Origin of the sequence: Legionella spiritensis, from assembly GCF_900186965.1 — a bacterium.
Classification (GTDB): Bacteria; Pseudomonadota; Gammaproteobacteria; order Legionellales; family Legionellaceae; genus Legionella_C; species Legionella_C spiritensis.
Map to the genome: position 1 here is coordinate 2,362,497 of NZ_LT906457.1, position 22,058 is coordinate 2,384,554.

Here is a 22,058-nt window from a genome sequence, read left to right on the forward strand (position 1 = left end):
CTGTTCTGTTACCACCCTGCTAACCAACCGTCCCTATAATACGTATCTCTTTGTTATCAGGAATTTCCTGATAGGATAAAACATGCAAGTTACTGGAAATATTACGCACAAATCGTGCCAGAACCGCCCGTATACCAGGTTGCACGACCAAAACGGCCAACTCCTGCCTGGCTTGTTGCTGGGCAGCCAACTGAGCCAGCGACTGCTGGATTTTATCCGCCATGCCCGGTTCAAAACTGACGCCCTGTCCCGTACTGTTTTGTATTGTGTTTTGCAATAATTGTTCCAACTCCGGTTTCAAAGTGATGATCGGCAGTTCCTCATTATCTATGCCGCATAGTTTCTGCGTGATCATGCGTGATAATCCAATTCTTACCTGACTGATAAGAAAATCAGTATCTTTGGATTTTGACGCCGCTTCCGCCAGAGCCTCGACAATGGTTCTGGTATCCGACAAGGGAATATGCTCAAGCAGCAAACCTTGCAATACCTTGTGAACCACACCCAGGGACAGGATATCGGGAACAAGTTCTTTGACCAGCTTCGGTGAGGTTTTTGACAATTTATCCAGTAATTGCTGCGTTTCCTCGTAGCCCAGTAATTGCTGGCTGTTTTCTTCAAGAATCTGACTCAAATGGGTCGCAATGACGGTTGACGCGTCAACTACCGTATAACCAAAGGTGTGAGCCTGCTCTTTCTGATTCTCGGTAATCCAGACGGCGTCCAGACCAAACGCGGGATCCCGCGTGGGTTGCCCGTCCAGTTCACCAAATACCTGACCAGGATTAATTGCCAGCCATTTTTCACTGTAAATGGGGGCCTCCCCCATGACCACGCCGGCCAGGCTGATACGGTAATGATTGGGCTTTAAATCCAGATTATCCCGAATATGGACCGTTGGAATAAGAAACCCCAACTCCTGCGATATTTTTTTACGAACCCCCTTGATTCGCGCCAACAATACGCCGCCTTGCGTATTATCCACCATAGGAATCAAACGATAGCCCACTTCCAGACCAATAACATCGACCTGATTGACGTCATCCCAGGATAATTCCTGCGCTAACGTTTCCTCACCGGCACGGTTGATCGCGTCACCCTCCTGCTCCGTTTGTTCATCTTTCTTTCTCTTTTCAAGCAACAGGTAGGCTATTCCTCCCAGTCCGGCAGCCAGAATGAGAAAAGCAATATGGGGCATACCCGGGATCAAACCGATCCCACCTAAAATAACCGCGGCAATAATCATGGAACGAGGGTTACCAAACACCTGATGAACCACGGCCTGGCTCATGTTCTGGGCACTGGATACCCGGGTCACCATAATAGCGGCGGCAGTTGATAAAACCAGGGATGGAACCTGTGCCACTAATCCGTCACCAATGGTCAATAAAATGTAATTATGCAGCGCGTCGGTCAAAGCCATATCATGCTGCAAGACACCAATGGCCAAGCCGCCAATCACGTTGATGAACAAAATGAGAATTCCGGCGATGGCGTCGCCACGGACAAATTTACTGGCGCCATCCATGGAACCATAAAAATCGGCTTCCTGCGCCACCTCGGCACGGCGTTGAATGGCCTGTTCCTGATTGATAAGCCCCGCGTTGAGATCGGCGTCAATCGCCATCTGTTTACCCGGTAAGGAATCCAGGGTAAACCGGGCGCTGACTTCCGACACCCGCCCCGCACCTTTGGTGACCACTACGAAATTAATCACAACAAGAATAATAAAAACAACCAGACCAACGGCGTAATTCCCTCCAATAACAACCTCGCCAAACGATTTTATGACCTGACCGGCCGCATCGGTACCGGTTTGGCCTTTTAATAACACAACACGAGTCGATGCGACGTTCAAGGCAAGGCGCAGCAGGGTCGCAATCAGGATCACCGTGGGAAACACAGCGAATTCCAACGGCCTGTTGCTGTAAATAACCGCCAGAAGAACCACGAGTGAAAATGCGATATTAAAAGTAAACAGGATATCGAGAAAAAACGCGGGAAGTGGTAAAATCATCATGCAGAGCATCATAACCAGCATCAGAGGCGTACCCAGCCCCTGCCGCATCCATAATCGCAAGGTATGCAAAATACTATCCATCAAGCCTGTTCCTCCCCATCTCGTTTCAGATCATCGGGTATGGGCAAATCCCGTAACATGCCCGGACTGACCTCATAACCTGTTTTATCATGTAATTGAAAAATATAGGCAAGCACTTGCGCAACAGCCACATAAAGCCCCCTTGGTATTTCTTCATTCAAATCGGTTGAATAATAAAGAGCTCTCGCCAACGGCGGCAAGGACAGAATAGGTACGTCGCTGGCTTTGGCGACTCGATTGATCTGCAACGCAATCAAATCCTGACCCTTGGCAATCACCACCGGGGCGCGGCTGCCATGTTGCTTGTAAGTAATGGCAACGGCGTAATGGGTCGGGTTAGTCAACACAACATCGGCTTTCGGAACCTCGCTCATCATCCGCCGGCGCGCTATCTCCTGCTGGGTACGGCGAATCTGGCTTTTGACTTCCGGCTTGCCTTCCGTTTCCTTATATTCGTCTTTCATTTCCTGTTTTGTCATTTTTAATTGCTTGTTATGTTCATGCCACTGGAAGGGTACATCCAGCGCGGCGATTACGATGAGGCTTGCGCTGATAACTAAAAAAGCCACCCCGACCATCCCGACCCCTTCACTCAGGGCCGAGGGTAACGGATACGACGCTAACGCCATTAAAGCCGGTACTTGCCATTTCAACACCCCGATAGCCACCAAAGCCACCAGAATAAATTTGGCCAATGCCTTGACCATCTCCACAAACCCTTTCAGGGAAACCATCCGCTTAAGCCCTTTCAACGGGCTCAGGCGTGACAATTTCGGTTGCAGGGATTCGCTGCTGAACACCCAGCCGCCCATCAGTAATGGTGCGGCAATCGACAACAGCAGAATCACCAGTAACAAGGGCAGTACGGCTATAAAGCCGGTTTTGACCACCAGATAGCACGATTGGAAAGTACCTTTCGTTGAGGTAAGCAGAGTACTGTCAAATTCAAAGGCCTGACGCATCATGGTTGTCAATTGCGTGGCAAGATACCGGCCGAAGATTAAAAAACCGCCTCCGGCAAATAATAAAATCAGGGTGGCGTTAAAATCTTTCGAGCGCGCCACCTGCCCCTTTTCCCTGGCTTCCTTAAGACGTTTGGGCGAGGGCTGTTCGGTTTTTTCCTGTGCCTGTTCCTGTTCTGCCATCAGCGCAATAGTCCTTTAATAAACAACAATCCCTGCTCCAGGCTATCAGCTATCTGTGACGATACGCCAGGTAAACTGACCCTGACGATCACTATTCCCATCAACAAGGTAATGGGAAACCCGATAGAAAAGATATTAAGTTGTGGCGCGACCCGAGTCATGATCCCGAACGACAAACTGACAATTAACAGCGATAAAATGGCGGGCAAGGCAACCAGCACCGCTTCTTTAAACATCCAGCCTGAAAACATGATGAGCGAACCGATATCCTGAAGCGACAAGGAAACCGAGCCTACCGGCATCTTCTGAAAACTGCCCAACAACATTTCAAAAACAGCCAGATGGCCGTTTAGGACAAAAAACATCAAACTCATCATCATCAGGTATAACTGACTGACTAACGGCACGCTGGCTTTGCTGGCCGGATCGACCATAGTGGCGAAACCAAGACCGGCCTGCATGGCTATGATCTGCCCTCCAATAATAAAAACCTGAAAAACAAGTTGCAGCGCAAAACCCATCAATAAACCCAATAGTGACTCAAAGAGAACGATCACGATATGCTGGCCGCTAAAATGAAGCAGGCTCAATTGGGTTGAAATCAAAGGGGATACCAGAAAAGCCATGGAAAGGGCTAGCAGCATCCGGATTCTTGCCGACACCATGCCGGACGATATTAATGGTATCGACAGCAATAATGCGGTAATACGAGGCAAAGGCCAGATAATCTGGCTAAACTGGTTAATCATCACCTGATAATCCAAATTCATAGTCAACCTATCAGATAAGGGATATTACTTATTAGGGAATCGGTGTAATTAATCATGGTTTTCAACAACCACGGCCCGGCAAAAACAAGAACCAGCAGTGTCACAAATAACTTGGGAATAAAACTTAAACTCATTTCATTAATCTGCGTGGCGGCTTGAAACATGGCGACGATAAGTCCGGTAATCAACCCCGGAACAATGAGTACGACCAGCATAATAATGATCACATAGACGCTTTCACTAAACAGTGAAACCACTCCTTCCGGTGTCATGCCCCCTCCCTGGTTACGCTTTTAATGTTTTATGCCACTCTGCCTATTGTTCAACTTAAGCAAAGCTGGACGCCAGTGATCCCAGAACCAGAGTCCAGCCGTCGACCATCACAAACAACATTATTTTAAACGGCAGGGAAATAATGAGCGGCGACAGCATCATCATCCCCATAGCCATCAGCACGCTGGCGACAACCAGATCGATAACCAGAAACGGCAGAAAGAGAATAAAACCTATCTGAAACGCCGTTTTTAATTCACTGGTTACAAACGCCGGGATCATCACACTCATGGGCACGTCAGAGAGGGTGGCAATTTTTTTGTTATTGAATTTTTCAAATAACGCCAGATCATTTTTCCGGGTCTGGTTCAGCATAAATTTTTTTAAAGGCGCCTGTGCCTGCGCCAGTGCCTGTTGAAAATCAATTTTGTCAGCCAGGTAAGGTTGCACGGCGTTGTCGTTAATCTTATAAAATACCGGCGACATCACGAAAAAAGTCATAAATAACGCAATACCAATTAAAATCTGATTGGTCGGAGTCTGAGCCATCCCGATAGCCTGTCGTAGAATCGACAGCACGATAATAATGCGGGTAAACGCCGTCATAGCCATCAATAACCCCGGCAAAACGCTAAGCAGGGTCATAAAAATCAGGATTTGTAAATTGACGCTGTAGGATTGGCCGCCACCAGAAGCCGGTGATACCGTAACGGCAGGAAGGGATAAGGAAGCGGCTTCGGCCAGCCAGGGGAACAACAGGCAACCTGCGGTCAAAAAGCCAATAAGCCACTTCTTCATTTGCCTTTCCCCATCACTTGTTTCAATAACTCCGCAAAAGAGGTTTTTCCATTCCCCTGGAAGCCAGGAGGCAATTCTTCGCCAAAATCGTAAAGCGTCGTGATACCGCCGGCGGTAACACCCAATAATAAAAAACGCTCTCCAACCTGAAGCATCATGATTTTCTCTCGTGTTCCAAGACTGGCGCAGGCTAATATCTTAAATGGGCCGCCAATACCCATACCTCCCCGATTCAGGCGTTTCACCAGCCAGGCAAAAACGGCAATCAGCAACACGACAAACAGCAATCCACCAAGAATACGTAATAATTCGGCGGAACTGACCGCCGCGTTGCCTGTCGGCATGGATGTTTCCGCTATGGCATGCAGGGGAAACAGGCCAAGCAATAAAAAACTCGTTGTCCTGTTCATTTCAGACGCTTGATCCGTTCTGCCTTACTGACGATATCCGTCAGTCTCACGCCAAACTTGTCCTTGACCACAACCACCTCACCATGGGCCACAAGGGTTCCGTTAACCAGTACGTCCAGAGGTTCGCCGGCAAGACGATCCAGAGCCACAATCCCGCCCTGATTCAGTTGCAAGAGGTTTCGTATGCTCATTTTAGTCCGACCGATTTCCACCGTAACCGACACGGGTATATCCAGAATCAACTCCATTTTTTCCGCATCGCTGCCCGCAGACATTCCCATCGGTTCGGCAGATGCAGCTGCCGCTTGCGTTTCAGTCTGATCACTCATTCCTTTCCCCTAATAACTTATTTTTTTTATTATTTTCAGTGCTCTTTTATCATTGGCACTGCCTAAGGTTGCAGTAAAACCTGGTGTGCCCTCAATATCCAGCGTCACAATTTCCTGGATTTCCATGGGCAGGAAATCACCGGCCTGCCAGGCCATGACCTGCCGCAGGGTGCTATGGGTCTGTGCCATAACGGAACTGACCGTAAGCTCCACGTCCATTAATTCTTCCGTAAGCGACATGATCCAGTTGGGATCCAGCTCCTCGTCCGGCCTTGCTGCCCCCAGTTCCAGTTGCTGCTTGATAGGTTCCACCATGGAATAAGGCATCACAAACGCAAACGTGCCTTTTTCCTTACCAAAATCCACGACAAAGCGGCTGACTAACAGCAGTTCGTCCGGTTCGGCGATATGAATCAACTGCGGGTTCGTTTCATCACTGACCCGGTGAGATTCAAGATTGATAATAGGAGCCCAGGCGTGTTCAAAATTATGAACCAGTTTACCAATGACAATTTCCATGACCCGAAGTTCCGCCGCCGTAAAATCCGTCTTATCCGATTGGGCGAGAAATTGCGAGCTGCCCCCGAAGTAGTAATCAACCAAATCATACACAAACGTTTTGTCAAACAGAATTAACGTCTTGCCGCGCAGGGGTTTAAAACGGTAAATGGTCATCAGCGTCGGGTTGGGCAAGGTTGCCAGAAACTCATGGTGCTTCACGACCTGTAACGGATCCTGTTTGATTTGCAAATCCTTGGCCATCAACTGATAAATATCATTGGAAAAATAGCGGGCAGCCCGATCGTGTATTTTATCAAGCACAGGTAATTCACCGCGAACAGCGCGTTCCTGACTGTTAAAGTTCAGTACCTGTACCTGGTCTTTATTATTGGCTTTTGCGTCAATACCGGCTTGCGGTTGTTGCGGGGATTCCTCTGTGTCCGATGGATTATCGTCTGCGGGGGATTGAGGTTTGTCACCGCCATCCTGATTATTTTCCTGCTCGGACGCGTCATCGCCCTCCACGGAATTCAGCAGCGCGTCAATTTCTTCCTGTGATAAAACATCTTTCTCCGCCATATCGATCCTGTTCCCGCACTGGATTTAAACACACCTTTGTTCCAGTCAAAGGCGATTTCCGCAAGGAGCATGCACTTTGCCCCGCAAGCATTTCCCAGACATAAAGCAAATCACGTGCCACATGAAATTATTATATAATAATCAAGAAAATAGATATAAAAAAAGCTGCAAGAAACGAAGAAAGTCAATACTTTGACGAAATATCGGTATTACGTGTAATAAAAACCGTCGGATCGGTGCCGACGAACGATTTATCAGTATATGCCAGGTCAGGACCGGACAGCTAATCCGGGGCGTGTTATTCCTCCATCTGCTCCGCACACTTGTCTTTTGCCTTGGACCGGCATTGTTCCTGACAATCTGTTGCAGTAGAAGTCAGACAAATAGCATTGATACAAGTGTCGGTATACTGCTGAACGCACATTTCCTTATCATATTCTTCCGCGCCAATAACTTGCGTGGGAATATCCGCAGCATGCGCCATAGCAGTTATCAAACTCAGAAAAATAAATATATAAAATAGTGTAATATGAATCATATGATGCATGATATTTCCCTGAATCAACCATATTGAATTAATTATAGACATAAATTACCGTGATCGATTTGATTTTATTTGTAACCATTTTCATTTGACAGGTAAACATGGCAAACTCATGCAATACCGGCAAGGACTGATTGCTTATGCTGAGCAAACACCAGAGACTATCCAATTTCAGCCGTGCCATTCGCACCACTGCGCAGTGCTTTCGGCCGGATAACGAATGGCAGATTGCCGATCTGTTTCAGGAATCACCCAACCGAACCGTACTGGCCAGAGGACAGGGTTCGAGTTACAGCGATTGCTGTGTCAATAACGAAGGATTTGTCATCGACTGCAGTCGTTTAAATCACCTGTTGTCTTTTGATAAATCGACCGGCTTGTTATATTGCCAGGCGGGGGTCACCTTCGCTGATTTATTTGCGGTTCACCCGGATTATATTCCTCCGGTCATTCCGGGCACCTTGCACGCGACCATCGCCGGTGGGATAGCGAATGATGTGCACGGCAAAAATAATGTCCATGAGGGAAGTCTGGGACGCCATATCAACTGGCTGGAACTACAGATTGGCAATCAATTGCTGCGCTTAAGCCCTGAACGGCACGCCGACCTCTTCGCTGCGACCATAGCGGGTCTTGGTTTAACAGGAATCATCCGTCGAGTCGGTCTGACACTGCGCAAAGCGTCCCAATTTGTCGAGGTGAAAACGGAGAAGCACGTTTCCTTTGCCGAACTTCTTGATCGTATGAAAAAGGAAGGGATGAAACACGATTATCAGGTGGCCTGGCTTGATTTACTCAATACACCACAAGCCCTGCTGTCTCTGGCCAATCATTGTTCGTCTTGTATTCCCCGTCGCCCATATACGTTCACCATGCCGCGCCTTCCATGCCGCGTCATTACCCGATGGGGCATGAAACAATTCAATCGCTACTACTTCAAACGGGCAAACACCGAACCTCTGGCCATGCCATTAAGTCATTTCAATAATCCGCTTGACAGCATCCGCCATTGGAACAGGCTTTATGGCACACGGGGTTTATTACAGTTTCAAGCGGTCTTTGGTACGAATGATGCGGCCGAACAACTCGATCGATTAATTCAAATAATCCATAACGCCAAAGCGACTCCAACACTTGCGGTGTTAAAATATTTCAGCCAGCCCGGAGTCGGGCTTCTGTCTTTCGTCCAACCCGGTTTTGCCATAGCGATTGACTTTATCAATAATCACGAAGCTCAAAAGGCCATTCATGACATGAATCAATTCATTACGGAAACGGGAGGCCGGGTTTATCTGGCGAAAGATTTGCTGCTTACCCGACAGCAATTCAGTCAACAATACGACAAACATGAGCAATTCTCCTCCGTGCTGCGACAATATCAGTGTCACACGCAATCCGATATGGGACAGAGACTGGGATTGACACCATCATGAAAAACGTCTGGGTTATTCTGGGAGCCACCTCGGTCATCGCTAACGAATTTGGCCACCTCGCCGCCAAAGCCGGCCATGATCTCATTCTGATCGGAAGAAACACCCTGCAACTGGACGTCATAGCGGATGATTTGTCTCTGCGCCACGGCATCGACTGCGAAGTCATAACCCTGGATTTGGCGGTGGACATTGCAACGTTACTGGACAGGTTACGAACTACCGGACAGGAATGGTCGCTTTTCATCGCCCACAGTCTGATTCTGGAAAACAGCGCGTTAACACCGGATAATATTGACGCGCTGATCACAACCAACATAACCAGCACAGTACAATTGATCCACGGTTATTTGCAAAAGGAACAAACGCGGCACCAGCTGATTTTTTTAAGTTCCGTCGCCGCCTGTCGCGGGCGCGCCAAGAACAGCCTGTATGGGGCAAGCAAAGCGGCTATAGAGGTTTATTTGCAAGGCTTGCAGCAAAACGCGTCTCCCGCGACGACCATCACCATAGCCCGGCTGGGTTTTATTGACACGGCGCAAACTTACGGTGTTCCCGGTGTCTTTTACGCCTCACCGCCAAAACAGTGCGCCAAAGCCTGCTGGCAAGGTGTTCACTCCGGAAAACGGCTGCTTTACCATCCTTTTTTCTGGCGTTTCATTATGGGTGTTATAACGCGGTTACCTTTTTTTCTATACAAACGCATGAGGATATAAACGCTGTTATGTCGAATTATTATGACGTATACCGAAAATTACCGGATTATTGTGATGAATTTTTCGGCCAGTTTTTAAGGACGCTTGGAAAATCCTATAGCCAGTGTGCCGATATCGGTGAGTGTTTTGTGACCCTGGCCAATATTCGGGATAACGATTTTGAAAGCTGGTATCACGCCTGGTTTGCGCGTGCCCGGGACGTCGAACAACTGGCTGACAGCAGTTGGGAAGCAAAACACTATCTTACCGCAGCCACAACTTGTTTGCGCGCGGTCGAATACTATCGCGCCAGTGAATTTTTTCTGCGCGCCAACCTCTCGGATCCCCGCATAATCCCTTGTTTTGACCGGCTGGGGGGTTGTTTTGAACGCGCGATGCAAGTCCTTCACCCCGAAGCAACCCCGGTGGCCATTCCCTATGATCGTCAAACCCTGAGCGGTTATTTATTCCCGGCAGCATCTCCCGCGAAAGCGACCCTGATTATACCGGGAGGCTATGACAGTACCTTCGAGGAACATTATCCTCTCATACCTCCCGCCATGCAGCATCGCTATAATGTTTTAATTTTTGACGGACCTGGCCAGGGTCATGTGCTGCGCCGCCAGAAGCTGTATATGCGGCCTGATTTTGAACACGTGGTTTCGCAGGTGCTTGACTGGCTGGATGGCTTGACCAATATGTCTGACCGTAATTACGTCCTGATCGGCCGAAGTTTCGGCGGCTACCTGGCTCCCCGGGCGGCCTGCGGCGAAAAGCGGATAAAAGCGCTGGTATGCGATCCCGCACAGATGGACATAGCCGCATCGCTGGACAAACTGCTGCCTCCGGCGCTTATGACCTCGTTTCGCGAAGGCAGGGAACGAGAAATAAATGAATATTTCCACACATTGTTTTCCCAAAATAAAATGACCGAGTTTTATTTTCGGTCACGTATGAACACCCATGGCATCACCACGCCATTTAATTATTTGCGGGAAATGACCAGATATACGCTGGCTGATCGTGTCACTGATATTCTTTGTCCAACTCTTCTTTGCGCTAATCCGAATGACCGGATATCGACAAGAGCAAATACGCTTTATGACGCGTTACAATGTGAAAAAACTTATGTCGAATTTCGCGCCGAATCTGGTGCGGGAATGCACTGCGAAGCTGATGCTAACGGGCAATTTCAACGCATCTTGTTCGATTGGCTAAACGAACATTTTTCTACGTAACCCGATGATTGTATTTTTATTTCATAAAATGCGACATAATTTCATAAAAATACTCACAAACAATATGGCTATTTATTGCTAGAATTAAATATATTGCTGCTTTCATGGAAGATTATTATGTGCACTTCCAATCGATGTATTTTTCTCATATTTTTCTTTTTTATAGTCGTAACTTCTTACGCGAAAATAAACCCGTCAAATCTGATAAAAGTTGATAAAGAAACGGATGTCAAATGTGCAGAATATTATAATTATAATGGAGAACTGTATTGCAGTACAACCTTGCTACAACCACAGAAAAAGCCTATAGATTTAAGAAAGGTTGAGAAACAAATAATTGTATTTGATGAGCGTCCATGGCGTGCGGCATGGAGCCGAAAAACAGATTCGGATACCACCATAGAATACCTGCCGGAAGGGGATAAAATAGAGCAGTGGCATGAATTGGTAACCAGTCAATCCATGCCCGGTTTACAAGACACATTAACGCCCGGAGAGTTTAGCCAGAAAATCACAGATTATTTAAACCATTCCGGGCTGGATCCGGTGATCAACATTATCAGCGAATCCCCTGATCAAGTTCTGCTTGAATTCCATATCCTGCACCCCAAACAATTAAAACAGCATGAACTACAATTAATCACGAAAGGCAGTGACGGCATTTACGTGTTGCATTACGTCATAAAAGAAGCGCCTATGGAAAAAAGCAACAGGGAAAAATGGATAAAACTTCTTAAGAAGAGCAAGGTGCCTGACTCATAAGGTAAAAAATTTACATTTCATTGCGTTACCCTTACTATTACCCTTTTCATTTAGTTTTGACAGGTTGGCTTGCACAGAGTGTTTGTCTTTTTGTCATCCCCGCGAAGGCGGGGATCCATACTGAATCAAGCACTGAGCCACATCAGGAATGGTTTCCCGCCTTCGCGGGAATGACAGTTAACCCGTCAAAATTTTTGTTCACGGAGCCTAGGCCATCCTCGGCTACTGATAACCGGATAACAACATGGTTGCGTTTGTCAGGATATTTCACTGTGTAACATTTTTTAGGGAGACTTGATCATGAGGAGAAATTTTTTTGCTAACGGGGAAAATAGAAATACATCATCGTATTCCAAAGACGAGCTTTTACAACAAATTAAGAAAACTGAACAAGATCTGGAAGACACAAACGGGTTAATTAAAGAAAACAGAGAGCAAGCCGGTTCAGGTGACCGTGCCGATCAAGCAGAGAGCCGTATGATGTATTCTCAATTGATAATGCGCCAAAATCATTTACAGAGCTCTTTATCAACTCTTCGTGACACACTCGCCCAGGAGCAACAAAGCGAAGCAGGACATCAACTGCCGAAGCACTTTTAAAGGATGCCAGGTTTTTAATCGAAACACACCAGGTACGAAACCGGATTTGGTCATTTAGTTTACAAACAATACCGTCGTTGTTAAGATGTATGCCATGAACATCATGGAAAAATCATTGCATTGCCTGGTTATTGTCGGCTTACTCGTATTATCGTTCAAGCCGTGGCTGCCCCATGGCCGTGATTTGTTCAACCTTCCATCCACTCATTACAGCACACAAAGCGAATGCCCAAGCCGTCTGGCGGCAACTATTTCCTGTGCTTCCACCGCTTATTTTACCGTATTGCAAAACGCGTTGTCTGATGAGTTCATCAGCGTCCTTGCCATGGCCGGTTTCATTTCTTTCCTGCTGGCCACCCTGGTCACATCAACACCAATCCGTCGTTTGCTAAGGCCCCCTATCTCCTCTCATTGATAACTCAAAAAACCGGTGCAGGCGCGGCTGAACAGTACGCCTGTTGCCACTATTTATTGATTATTATTGGGGATTCAACCATGAAAACCATCAAATATACTGTGGGTGCCATGCTGCTCATGGTTCTGTCACAAAGCGTATGGTCTTTTACCACCGGATTTGCAAGTTCCAATCCGACGACCATCATGCACTTTATTCAAGGCAATAACGCCTTGATTTACTTAAGTACTTTTTTCGGCCTCGGTATTTTACTGGCCTTTACCCCATGTGTGCTACCCATGGTTCCCATTCTGTCGGGAATCATCATAGGACAGCGTTCGCTGTCTTCCCGAAAAGCATTCAAACTATCGCTGAGCTATGTCATCGGGATGGCTGTGACGTATGCGGCAGCCGGCATGCTGGCGGGATATCTGGGCAGTACCGTCCAGACGTTGATGCAACAACCCGCCGTTATTATTACTTTTAGTTTGCTGTTTGTACTTATGGCATTAAGCATGTTCGGATTATTTGAACTGCGCCTGCCCGCATCCGTCAGCCAGCGCTTGACTAACATTCATCAAACCGGTGGACGAAAAAGTTATTTATCGGTAGCACTCATGGGGGTTATCTCTACCCTGGTTGTCTCACCCTGCGTCACGGCACCCCTTATCGGAGTCCTGACCTATATTGGTCAGAGTGGGCAACCCTTCATGGGCGGTTTGATTTTATTCGTCATGGCGACCGGCATGGGGCTGCCCTTGCTCATGGTCGGAGCTGGATACGGTTCCATTCTGCCCAAAACCGGTTCCTGGATGCTGGTGATCAGAAAACTGTTCGGGATCATCATGCTGGCCATGGCCATCTGGATATCTTCCCGGATATTGCCGCCGGCAATCACTCATTTGCTTTGGGCAGGTTTGTTCATTCTGGGAAGCCTGGCGATGGGAAGTCTTGGCGTTGCAACCGGAAAATGGGGGAAACTGCTAAAGGGCATCGGAATTTCCGTTCTTGTCGCAGGAAGCATTATCCTGTACAACACCTCACTCATGCTGTTCAAGCCAAGCCAGGCTGTCCGTGTTGAAGAGGTGAAGCCGCCTTTTATTAATCTTCATTCCATGCCGGAGATAGAAAAGCAATTGAATCTGGCAAAACAACAACACAAAGCTGTTTTTATGGAGTTTTTCGCATCCTGGTGCAGTGATTGCCAGGCTATGGAAACCCGGGTTTTCAATCAACCGGAGGTAGCCAGGGCGATGGACGGTCTGATCAATTTAAAAATTGACATCAGTGAGAACAGTGAGCAAGCCAACGACATCAAACGGGCATTTGCCATCTATGGCACACCGACCATGTTGTTTCTTGATAAAGAAGGACAACCGCTCAATCAGTTAACGGCCGTTGGTTTCATTAACAAAACACCCTTACTGAAATTATTACGGCAAGTTCATTTTGCCCCGTAATTATCCCGGTTGTGTGTCAATCCTGAGGATTGACACACAACCGACGGTATTGTCGGGATGAAATCGTCATCATCCCATAAGGTTACCCGACGGTGAAATTTTCCCCGACCCCTTTTACGGCGCTCCAGTGACATTCCGCTCCGTGATAACTGACCACCTGGATATCCGGTTGTGCCGGACCGTTGGCAGTCACCACAAAGACACAGGCTTTCGATTGAAATCCTGCTTGGTTATCCTGAACGGCCGTTAGTGTGTAGGCGATATCAAAATCGGCATCCCTTGCAAATCCAAAGCCGTAGGCGAATGATTGCTCGGTACCGAAAGCAGCCTGGCTAACCTCAGAGCAGCTTTGATCAACAAAACGTCCATTCTGATTGATCATTTTCAAGGATACATGCCACTGGCCTGATTGCGAGATCACCTCATGCCAGGTATGAACCCCGCAAGGCTTGACCCAATTATCGGCATAAACCGGTCCGAGGATAAGTCCCAAACTTAATGCAATAACGCCTTTCATCATTCACTCCCTGTTAAAAGGAGAAACGATAATACAAATGATTCTCATTTGCAAATAAATGACGTTTTACTGTTATCGTCCTACGCCGTTTTTTCCGAACGATGTCTTTTCATTGTTCCACCGCCAGCCAGTTTGCCAAATCCTTTTTTCAACTCGAAAATACGTTGTATGTTAAGAGGCAGCAACAGGGCGTGCAACACAAAGATAGGCGGCAAATGCGCCATGATTGCATAAGCGATAAAAGCGAGATTACTCCCTATCGCAATAAGACGTAACGCCATGATTTGTTTCACATAAAAAGCCGCGAAAACTAAAACTGAAGCCAAATAACCTAGAACGTTGATTACAATTTCCATGTCTTTACTCACTGTTTCCAAATTCGCATCTTCCTTGAGGGTTTGTCATCATTTACATCGGTAAAAATCCGCAGGAAACGGCTGCTCCAGTAAAAAAATCTGTAAATCCGTAATTTTCTGGATCCGAATCCTTCATCAAAACCAGAAATCACAATGCTGGTGTTTCGATAAATTCCGACTGTAAATAACAATCCAATACCCGGCGACAAAATCAAATCATCAAGCTTCGTATTTGAGGGCTATTCATTCTCCTTTTTCTGGCAGAGTAGTAAGGATTACGCCATCCTTATCGGATCACCCGGTTATGGCGCAGATTCCGTTGAATTTTAATTCGCGAAACAACCAAGTGGATAAAACTCAACAGAACCTATCTACCATTGAAAAATTTTAATGGCAGGTATGTCAAGTTTTTTCAGTATGGAAATTATATTTTCGGGCTGGATCTTTCCAGGGACTCCGAATCATCAAGGGCTGGATGACTGTAATATGGATTTTCGAATTCATGACTGCCATTTCTATTTAGAATAATGCAACTCTCGATATCGGCAATATTAAAAGCCAGCGCGGCTTGAAAAACAGTTTGCCCTTCCCTTTCAATCCGCTCAAGCATCGCTTGCTGCCCGGTATTTAAAGACACTTTATACCAACCAAGGCAATTGCTCTTTACCGCTTCCCGGTAGGTTGGCAAGGAAGGATAGAAATGACGGACAACATTCGGCAACTTAGCAAGACACCAGGGATATGCCAAATGACTCTGGTGTTCCATTTCTATTTTTTCAACAATCGGAATAAAAAAAATTTTTGAGTGTTCCGCTTTATTATCCCTTTCTTTCCCCATGAAAAACATACCTGACTCCCTCCATTTCCCGCACGTATTTCAATGACGTCAAAAACCGTCTTGCGAATCACAGGCATTTGTGAACAACAAGACATAATTTTTACTTAAGAATGACTTAATATCTTCTTAATCTTAATAGATTATCATCATAAACATACAAAAATATTATGCAAGATGTATTTATAATGAAAAGCCCCAAAGACATGAAGGATCAGCTGCAACAATACATGGATACCATAAAAAATAATTCTCCCCAAAAAGGACTGTTTTTCAAGGAGATACCATCGCCTGATTTTATTGAAAATCTGGAACGCAGTTTGCGTTTAAGCCGATTTATGAGTCCTCAGGAGTTATTGCAGGGGTTGCAATTTATTGAAACGCTGATTGTCAAAAAATCGGATTTTTTCAGAGGGGAAGACGCCACGTTCAGAGCCGTTCTCTCTCGCCAGTATAACAGGCGTATTCTTAAAGATATTTCAGCCCCTTCAAGAGCCATCCCCAAGGAACCTCATTATATAAAGTCGGATGCGGTTCTATATAGAAATCTGATTCGAATGCACGATACTCTTCTCGGCAGGTATGAAGTGGCCCGCTTGCATATGAACGGCGAAATTCCTTTCAGTTCCGTGGATTATAAACCGGACGTTATTCAATCTACACAAGCCTTTCGTGATCTGGAAAACACCAGTAAATCATCCGAACTGCCGGATAAATCCAACATCATCCTGGATGTAAGACGCAAGGGCGTTACTTTCTACGGCTCTGTTATTCATCCCCATGAGCCCGAAATTAAAGATGATCCGTATATTATCCAAACCATCGAACGATATGTAGCAAGACAATTTTACGATAAGGATGACATAGTACATTTCGTTGACGAACGTATTGATGAGGATGGATCAAGAGCTAATAAAATCTATCATTTCGGCGGCCAGTTTCTGGAGGGCATTTTTCTATCTGAATTAACCAATAATGTGGAATTTACCGAGACTGGACAAAGAGGTCTGGAGCGAGGCATGGTGAAAGGGCATATCAACTGGACCAAGGATCCGAAAACCAAAGAGATTTACGCTAAGGTAAACATAAACATTCTGACCTGTGTTTACGCCGATCCGATTAATAAAGACGACCCGCAACGATTTTACGCCATCGGCTCGGACGGAAGCTCCCTGACCATGATATCTGAGGAAGAGCTTGAGCAGGTCAACAAACGTTGCAGTGACGAAATCGCCGGTAAAACGGAGAATAATGTGGTACCTCTCTGCACCATGTCAGCCCGGATAAGTTTGCCTGTAGATAGAAGTACCGGCAAACATTTTCTCAGGGCAGACAAATTTACCATCTCGTTCAATACACCGGATCTGCGCTCCAGCAAGGAAGATCACCTTTATGAACACTCGCGTTTCAGAGCCATAAAATGATGGGTTAGCAACCTGCAAAAAAGGAGCAAACAAATTCCTTTTACAGCCGTAATAAATTTTGTTCAATGGTCCAAACCATCTTTGGGTGAACAGCCATGCACCTCATAATGATTCGAACGGCGAACAGAAAACAGTTTGACGCGGCAGGATTTTTTATCAACACGTAAAGCCTGCTCCAGTGCGTCCATGATCAACATCTCTGATTCTACAGGTAAATTGTAAGACAAATCCACGGAAACAACGGATTTTGGCAATGCGTTGATAATAGCAAGCCATTCGTCAATGGCATAATGACTTAAGTTATTATGACTTAAATTTAACGCAACGACGGATCCCGGAATATGATTGAACAGGCAGGCGAGATCATCGGCGCTCATATTGCCGCATTGATTAAAACTTAAATTTAACGCGGTTATTTGAGGCTTGATGGCTTCCATCAGCTTTAACAGGTAAGTTAATTCGCAAAATCCAAACTGATTGGCGCTTAAATCAAGATGCACGGTATCGTTCGGCAGGTTTGCTACTCCATCCATAAGTTGTTGCCGATTTTGCTCATCATTACCGTCAGCAACACCCCACCATCCTAACGCGATCACCTCTGTTTTCCCGGATACGGAGAGATCAAAAGTTTTATCTTTGCCTGGCATGACGTCATCCTTAACTGTATTACCAAACTGTTTAATTATAGCACAATCATGATCGTTCATTTTTGTGTCGGGTTGCCATTGGCGTCTGTTTATCTAAAAACAGGATAAAAAAGCTGGTATTTCTCTTTTATATCCATAAAATCATCGTTTTTTACAAACGGATTTATTCATGTGCGCCAAAAAAACCAGTGATGTTCATAAACATCTCAACGGTAGTGTCAGTTTCAGGTTTCTGGAAGAAACGGCACACAGGAATGGTTGTTATGATGTTTTTCAAACGCTCGTACGTGTCAAACAGGACTATCAGGAAAAGACAAAAGAAGACCCTAAAGACGGTTACTCCGAGGAATGTCTTACGCTGATTTGGCAACAATTTTCCCTCATTCACCAGATTCTCCGGACCCTGTATGACATTAAACAAGCCACGCTGGATGTCATTCAATCTTCCGATGCCCGGTATCAGGAAATCAGAACCACGCCGAAGGAAATGGAAGGCAAATCCGTTGACAGTTATATCGACGCCTTCATAGAAGGGCTGCGTATTGCCAACAACGATGAAAGCCCTGGCAAACAGGCATTCGGCCTGCTAAGCCTCAATCGGGAATTTCACACGTCCAAAGAAGCCGAACATTTTATTCAACGAGTCAGGGAAAGCGACGGGTGGTTAAAAGGGCTTGATATCTGCGGCAATCCACTCGCACCGCGTACGTTAACCGGTGTGGAGCTGCAAAAAACCATTGCTATGGCTCTGGATGCAGGCATAGGCCTGGCTATTCACATGGGAGAAGCCGACACGGATGAGGAGCGTCAGGACACCGACACCATTCTAACGGCACTGGAGAATTGGGTAAACACGCAACCAAAAGGAGAAAAAAATCCTCTCCATGGCCGGGTGCGTCTGGGCCACTGCATTTTTCTGACCGAAGAGCAGCGAAAAAAAATTCGCGATCTGGTTGTCCCTATCGAAGTCTGCCCAACCTGTCACCGAAAATTAAACTGGCATCTGAAAGATCAACCACACCCTGTCCGCAACATTTACTCGTTCTGGCGCGACCCCATTGTCTCAGGGACTGATGATTGGACCGTTTTTGATGCGTCAGCCGAAACCGAACAAAACGGTATGCTGGATTTGTTTGAAAAACCTGACGGAATGACCCGCAAGCAAGTTAAGGAACATCAACGTCAGTTTCACTTCCGCTAGCAGATTCAGGACGAACAACTGACCTCGATTTTTTTAGCCCATGATGGTGGCAGTCCGGCGTATTCGAGATATTCAGGCTGTTCGTCGTAAGGATGTTGCAACACACGGAACAATTGATCGATCTCCCGGTAATCCTGCTGTTCATAAGCGCGTTCTATAGCCTGCTGCGCCAGATAATTTCGTAAAATATATTTGGGGTTCGCCTGCTTCATCCGGCGCTCCCGAATGGAGGCGGGAGTTCCTTCCTGAATCGTTCTGGCCTGATATCGCTCCAACCAGGCATGCAACTCATCGGGAGAGCGGCATAACACATCAAAACGGGAAACATCCCCATCGGATTGGAAATCGGATAACGTTCTAAAAAACAACGTATAATCCAGGGCGTGTTTCTGTAAAAGGATCAGAAGATCGTTAATTAATTCCGCATCCTCCAAACGAGTGTGTTGCCAACCCAGCTTGTCTCGCATCATGGCATCAAAATGGCCTATCAGCTCCGGCTGAAAGCGGTCCAGCGACTGCCGCAAGTCCGCTTCCGGAATCAAAGGCGTCAACGCCTGAGCCAATGCGGTCAGATTCCAGTAGGCAATATTGGGTTGTTGATCATAAGCATAGCGTCCCATCTCATCCGAACTGTTACAGACATGCCTTTCATCAAAGGTGTCCAGAAAACCGAACGGCCCGTAATCAATGGTCATGCCGAGAATAGACATATTATCGGTATTCATAACCCCGTGACAAAAACCAACCGTCTGCCACTGGGCGATCAAGCGGGCGGTTCGTACCACGGCCTGCTCAAATAAATAACCATACCCTTCCTGATCACAGGGCTGTCCGGGATAATGCCGCTGCAATACATAATCGGCCAGTTGTCTTAAAGCGTCCGGTTGTCTGGTGTAATAAAAATATTCAAAATGACCGATACGGATATGCGATTGGGCAACCCGCGTCAGGACGGCGCCGGGTTCCGGCACATGCCGGTACACCGGTTCATGGGTGGCTACAATACATAAAGCCCGGGTAGTTGGAATTCCCAAAGCATGGATAGCTTCCGAACAGAGATATTCCCGAATGGTGGAACGTAACACGGCCCGACCGTCTGCCATTCTGGAATAAGGTGTCTGGCCGGCACCTTTCAATTGAATATCCCAGCGTTCTCCCTGCCCGTCGAGCACTTCACCCAACAGCAAGGCGCGCCCATCACCCAGCTGAGGCACGTAATAACCAAATTGATGACCCGCGTATACCATAGCGAGAGGGTCACTGCCTTTTAACCGTTCATTGCCGCCAAAGTACTCGGCAAACGCCGGGGATTTCAGATCCCTGTCGTTTATCCCGAGTTGTTTGGCCAGATTTCTGTTCACATGGACCAGTTCACATTGTTTAACAGGCACCGCGTCGAGTCGGGTATAAAAATACCCGGGCAAGCGCGCAAAACTGTTATCAAAATGAAGCCGCATATTAAACCTGTCTCATTACCGGGTTCTTCTTATGTCCTACGAGGCATTGGCCGCACGCTGCTCAATGAACGATAAGGCCTCCTGCAAGCGCCGCAACACCCTCGCTTTACCAATTAAAGCCAGCGTCACATCAATGGCCGGTGACATGCCGGAACCGGTTATCGCAACCCGTAACGGTTGCGCAATTTTACCCATATACAGATCAAATTCGGCGCTGACGTCGTTGATACATTGCTGCAAATCATCCGCGGCCCAACGTTCGACCTGTTCCAGGCGAGCATAAAGGTGCTGCAAAGGCTCCAGCACAACCGGTCTTAAATGTTTCTTCACCGCGTCGGGATCATGGCGGATTTCGTCTTCAAAGAAATATCTGCTCTTTTCACACACTTCCTCAAGCGTTTTGCATCGCTCGGCCTGAACAGCAACCACATCTTCCAGAGCCGGTCCTTGTTTTATATCAATGCCGGCCTGCTCAAAATGCCATCGGAGCGCTTTTGCCACCTGTGGTGCCGGATCACTTTTCAGATAGTGCTGGTTTAGCCATTGCAGCTTGTCGTAGTTAAAGCTGGACACCCCCCGGCTCACGCTCTTTAAATCAAAGCCGGCAATCATTTCCTCAACACTGAATATTTCCTGATCGCCATGAGACCAGCCCAACCGTACCAGATAATTTAGCAGTGCGTGCGGCAGATAACCCAACTCCTTAAATTGCAACACACTCACCGCGCCATGGCGTTTGGAAAGACGTTTGCCATCCTCCCCGAGAATCATTGGCAAATGAGCAAATTCAGGAATCGGGGCATTTAATGCTTTAAAGAGATTAATCTGTCGTGGCGTATTGTTAATGTGATCGTCCCCACGGATAACGTGGGTGATCGCCATATCCCAGTCGTCTACTACCACGGCGAAATTATAAGTCGGATGCCCATCCGAACGAACCAGAATCAAATCATCCAGTTCCCTGTTCTCCACATGAATATCACCGTAGACATGATCCGCAAAGGATACGGTTCCTTCCTGCGGATTTTTAAATCGCAAAACAAACGGCTGTCCGTCGTCAGCCAAATGTTTATCACGGCAATGACCATCGTAGCGCGGCTTCTCTTTAGCGGCCAGTTGTGCCTCACGCAGGCTTTCCAGACGCTCCTTGCTGCACACGCAACGATACGCCTTGCCTTCCTCCAGTAATTGCCCCGCAATCTGCTGGTAACGTGCGTAACGTGCCGTCTGATAGACCGGTTTCTCATCGCTGTGAAGGCCAAGCCAGGCCATACCATCCAATATGGCCTGTACCGATTCGCTGGTCGAGCGCTCCTGATCGGTGTCTTCAATACGTAATATGAACTCGCCGCCATGATGCCTGGCATATAACCAGGAAAACAAGGCCGTACGTACGCCTCCCACATGCAGGTAACCGGTCGGGCTGGGGGCAAAACGAGTTCTGACAACCATCAAGTTCTCCGTTGTAAGCAATAAAATAATCGCGCTATAATAGCCGACTTTACTTGCAACGCAAAGCGAACCAATGCCCCGCAATTTTTTGCCGTTGACCGCAAAATACATCGATAAGTTGCCCACAGCCACAGCAACAC

The 22,058-nt window shown here is 46.9% G+C and carries 24 protein-coding genes; 9 read left to right on the top strand and 15 right to left on the bottom strand.

The features are described from left to right. Positions 1–19: 19 nt before the first annotated feature. The 9 genes from flhA to CKW05_RS10655 all read right to left on the bottom strand — a co-directional run bounded on the left by flhA (position 20) and on the right by CKW05_RS10655 (position 7,453). Complete coding sequence (gene flhA, locus CKW05_RS10615; RefSeq protein WP_058482332.1) at positions 20–2,101, bottom strand: flagellar biosynthesis protein FlhA; 2,082 nt, start codon at positions 2,099–2,101, stop codon at positions 20–22. Further along, a complete protein-coding gene (flhB, locus tag CKW05_RS10620; RefSeq protein ID WP_058482331.1) occupies positions 2,101–3,246 on the bottom strand; it encodes a flagellar biosynthesis protein FlhB in 1,146 nt (381 codons plus the stop codon). Before flhB ends, flhA begins: the two co-directional genes overlap by 1 nt. Beyond that, the gene (gene fliR, locus CKW05_RS10625; protein ID WP_058482330.1) at positions 3,246–4,016 is read right to left on the bottom strand and encodes a flagellar biosynthetic protein FliR; all 771 of its coding nucleotides are present in this window, start codon (positions 4,014–4,016) and stop codon (positions 3,246–3,248) included. The genes flhB and fliR overlap by 1 nt, the downstream gene beginning before the upstream one ends. A gap of 2 nt (positions 4,017–4,018) precedes the next feature. Then, entirely contained in the window at positions 4,019–4,288 is a 270-nt protein-coding gene (gene fliQ / locus CKW05_RS10630; protein ID WP_058482329.1) for a flagellar biosynthesis protein FliQ, read from the bottom strand. A gap of 55 nt (positions 4,289–4,343) precedes the next feature. Beyond that, the gene (fliP, locus tag CKW05_RS10635) at positions 4,344–5,087 is read right to left on the bottom strand and encodes a flagellar type III secretion system pore protein FliP (RefSeq protein ID WP_058482328.1); all 744 of its coding nucleotides are present in this window, start codon (positions 5,085–5,087) and stop codon (positions 4,344–4,346) included. Continuing rightward, on the bottom strand, positions 5,084–5,497 hold the full coding sequence (fliO, locus tag CKW05_RS10640) for a flagellar biosynthetic protein FliO (protein WP_058482327.1): 414 nt from the start codon (positions 5,495–5,497) through the stop codon (positions 5,084–5,086). The genes fliP and fliO overlap by 4 nt, the downstream gene beginning before the upstream one ends. Beyond that, positions 5,494–5,778 carry a flagellar motor switch protein FliN gene (fliN, locus tag CKW05_RS10645; RefSeq protein ID WP_197697361.1) on the bottom strand — a complete coding sequence of 95 codons (285 nt, stop codon included), beginning with the start codon at positions 5,776–5,778 and terminating at the stop codon, positions 5,494–5,496. The genes fliO and fliN overlap by 4 nt, the downstream gene beginning before the upstream one ends. A 57-nt stretch (positions 5,779–5,835) precedes the next feature. Continuing rightward, positions 5,836–6,906, bottom strand: coding sequence for a flagellar motor switch protein FliM (gene fliM, locus CKW05_RS10650; RefSeq protein ID WP_058482325.1), 1,071 nt, complete (start codon positions 6,904–6,906; stop codon positions 5,836–5,838). A 298-nt stretch (positions 6,907–7,204) separates the two neighbouring features. After that, on the bottom strand, positions 7,205–7,453 hold the full coding sequence (locus CKW05_RS10655) for a hypothetical protein (protein ID WP_058482324.1): 249 nt from the start codon (positions 7,451–7,453) through the stop codon (positions 7,205–7,207). Positions 7,454–7,590: 137 nt separating this feature from the next. On the opposite strand from CKW05_RS10655, the gene CKW05_RS10660 reads away from it, so the two are divergent. From CKW05_RS10660 to dsbD, 7 genes are all read left to right on the top strand, one after another. Next, positions 7,591–8,883 (top strand): FAD-binding oxidoreductase, encoded by a 1,293-nt coding sequence (locus tag CKW05_RS10660; RefSeq protein WP_058482323.1) that lies wholly within the window; start codon positions 7,591–7,593, stop codon positions 8,881–8,883. Next, complete coding sequence (locus CKW05_RS10665; RefSeq protein WP_058482459.1) at positions 8,877–9,596, top strand: SDR family NAD(P)-dependent oxidoreductase; 720 nt, start codon at positions 8,877–8,879, stop codon at positions 9,594–9,596. The genes CKW05_RS10660 and CKW05_RS10665 overlap by 7 nt, the downstream gene beginning before the upstream one ends. Before the next feature lie 8 nt (positions 9,597–9,604). Continuing rightward, positions 9,605–10,813 carry an alpha/beta hydrolase family protein gene (locus tag CKW05_RS10670; protein WP_058482322.1) on the top strand — a complete coding sequence of 403 codons (1,209 nt, stop codon included), beginning with the start codon at positions 9,605–9,607 and terminating at the stop codon, positions 10,811–10,813. Between the two features lie 117 nt (positions 10,814–10,930). After that, a complete protein-coding gene (locus CKW05_RS10675; protein WP_058482321.1) occupies positions 10,931–11,575 on the top strand; it encodes a hypothetical protein in 645 nt (214 codons plus the stop codon). 300 nt (positions 11,576–11,875) lie between these two features. After that, positions 11,876–12,175, top strand: a complete 300-nt coding sequence (locus CKW05_RS10680; RefSeq protein ID WP_058482320.1) for a hypothetical protein — start codon at positions 11,876–11,878, stop codon at positions 12,173–12,175. A 94-nt stretch (positions 12,176–12,269) separates the two neighbouring features. After that, on the top strand, positions 12,270–12,590 hold the full coding sequence (locus CKW05_RS10685; protein WP_156413331.1) for a hypothetical protein: 321 nt from the start codon (positions 12,270–12,272) through the stop codon (positions 12,588–12,590). A gap of 80 nt (positions 12,591–12,670) precedes the next feature. Continuing rightward, a complete protein-coding gene (gene dsbD / locus CKW05_RS10690; RefSeq protein ID WP_058482458.1) occupies positions 12,671–14,029 on the top strand; it encodes a protein-disulfide reductase DsbD in 1,359 nt (452 codons plus the stop codon). Positions 14,030–14,111: 82 nt separating this feature from the next. On the opposite strand, the gene CKW05_RS10695 is transcribed toward dsbD, so the two are convergent. The 3 genes from CKW05_RS10695 to CKW05_RS10710 all read right to left on the bottom strand — a co-directional run bounded on the left by CKW05_RS10695 (position 14,112) and on the right by CKW05_RS10710 (position 15,740). Beyond that, the gene (locus CKW05_RS10695; protein WP_231950450.1) at positions 14,112–14,549 is read right to left on the bottom strand and encodes a hypothetical protein; all 438 of its coding nucleotides are present in this window, start codon (positions 14,547–14,549) and stop codon (positions 14,112–14,114) included. 77 nt (positions 14,550–14,626) lie between these two features. Continuing rightward, entirely contained in the window at positions 14,627–14,902 is a 276-nt protein-coding gene (locus CKW05_RS10700; protein ID WP_065238360.1) for a hypothetical protein, read from the bottom strand. A 424-nt stretch (positions 14,903–15,326) separates the two neighbouring features. Then, positions 15,327–15,740 (bottom strand): hypothetical protein, encoded by a 414-nt coding sequence (locus CKW05_RS10710; RefSeq protein WP_058482316.1) that lies wholly within the window; start codon positions 15,738–15,740, stop codon positions 15,327–15,329. A 185-nt stretch (positions 15,741–15,925) separates the two neighbouring features. Here CKW05_RS10710 and CKW05_RS10715 point away from each other — a divergent pair, with 185 nt between their 5' ends. Next, positions 15,926–17,161, top strand: coding sequence for a hypothetical protein (locus tag CKW05_RS10715; RefSeq protein WP_058482315.1), 1,236 nt, complete (start codon positions 15,926–15,928; stop codon positions 17,159–17,161). 62 nt (positions 17,162–17,223) lie between these two features. Here CKW05_RS10715 and CKW05_RS10720 read toward each other — a convergent pair whose 3' ends face one another. Then, complete coding sequence (locus CKW05_RS10720) at positions 17,224–17,808, bottom strand: leucine-rich repeat domain-containing protein (RefSeq protein ID WP_058482314.1); 585 nt, start codon at positions 17,806–17,808, stop codon at positions 17,224–17,226. Between the two features lie 169 nt (positions 17,809–17,977). Here CKW05_RS10720 and CKW05_RS10725 point away from each other — a divergent pair, with 169 nt between their 5' ends. Then, positions 17,978–19,009 (top strand): amidohydrolase family protein, encoded by a 1,032-nt coding sequence (locus CKW05_RS10725; RefSeq protein WP_058482313.1) that lies wholly within the window; start codon positions 17,978–17,980, stop codon positions 19,007–19,009. A 5-nt stretch (positions 19,010–19,014) separates the two neighbouring features. On the opposite strand, the gene CKW05_RS10730 is transcribed toward CKW05_RS10725, so the two are convergent. Together CKW05_RS10730 and gltX are read right to left on the bottom strand one after the other, a co-directional pair. Then, on the bottom strand, positions 19,015–20,466 hold the full coding sequence (locus CKW05_RS10730; protein WP_058482312.1) for a protein adenylyltransferase SelO: 1,452 nt from the start codon (positions 20,464–20,466) through the stop codon (positions 19,015–19,017). A gap of 36 nt (positions 20,467–20,502) precedes the next feature. Continuing rightward, positions 20,503–21,918: a glutamate--tRNA ligase gene (gltX, locus tag CKW05_RS10735; RefSeq protein WP_058482457.1), complete on the bottom strand. Its 1,416-nt coding sequence runs from the start codon at positions 21,916–21,918 to the stop codon at positions 20,503–20,505. Positions 21,919–22,058: the final 140 nt, after the last annotated feature.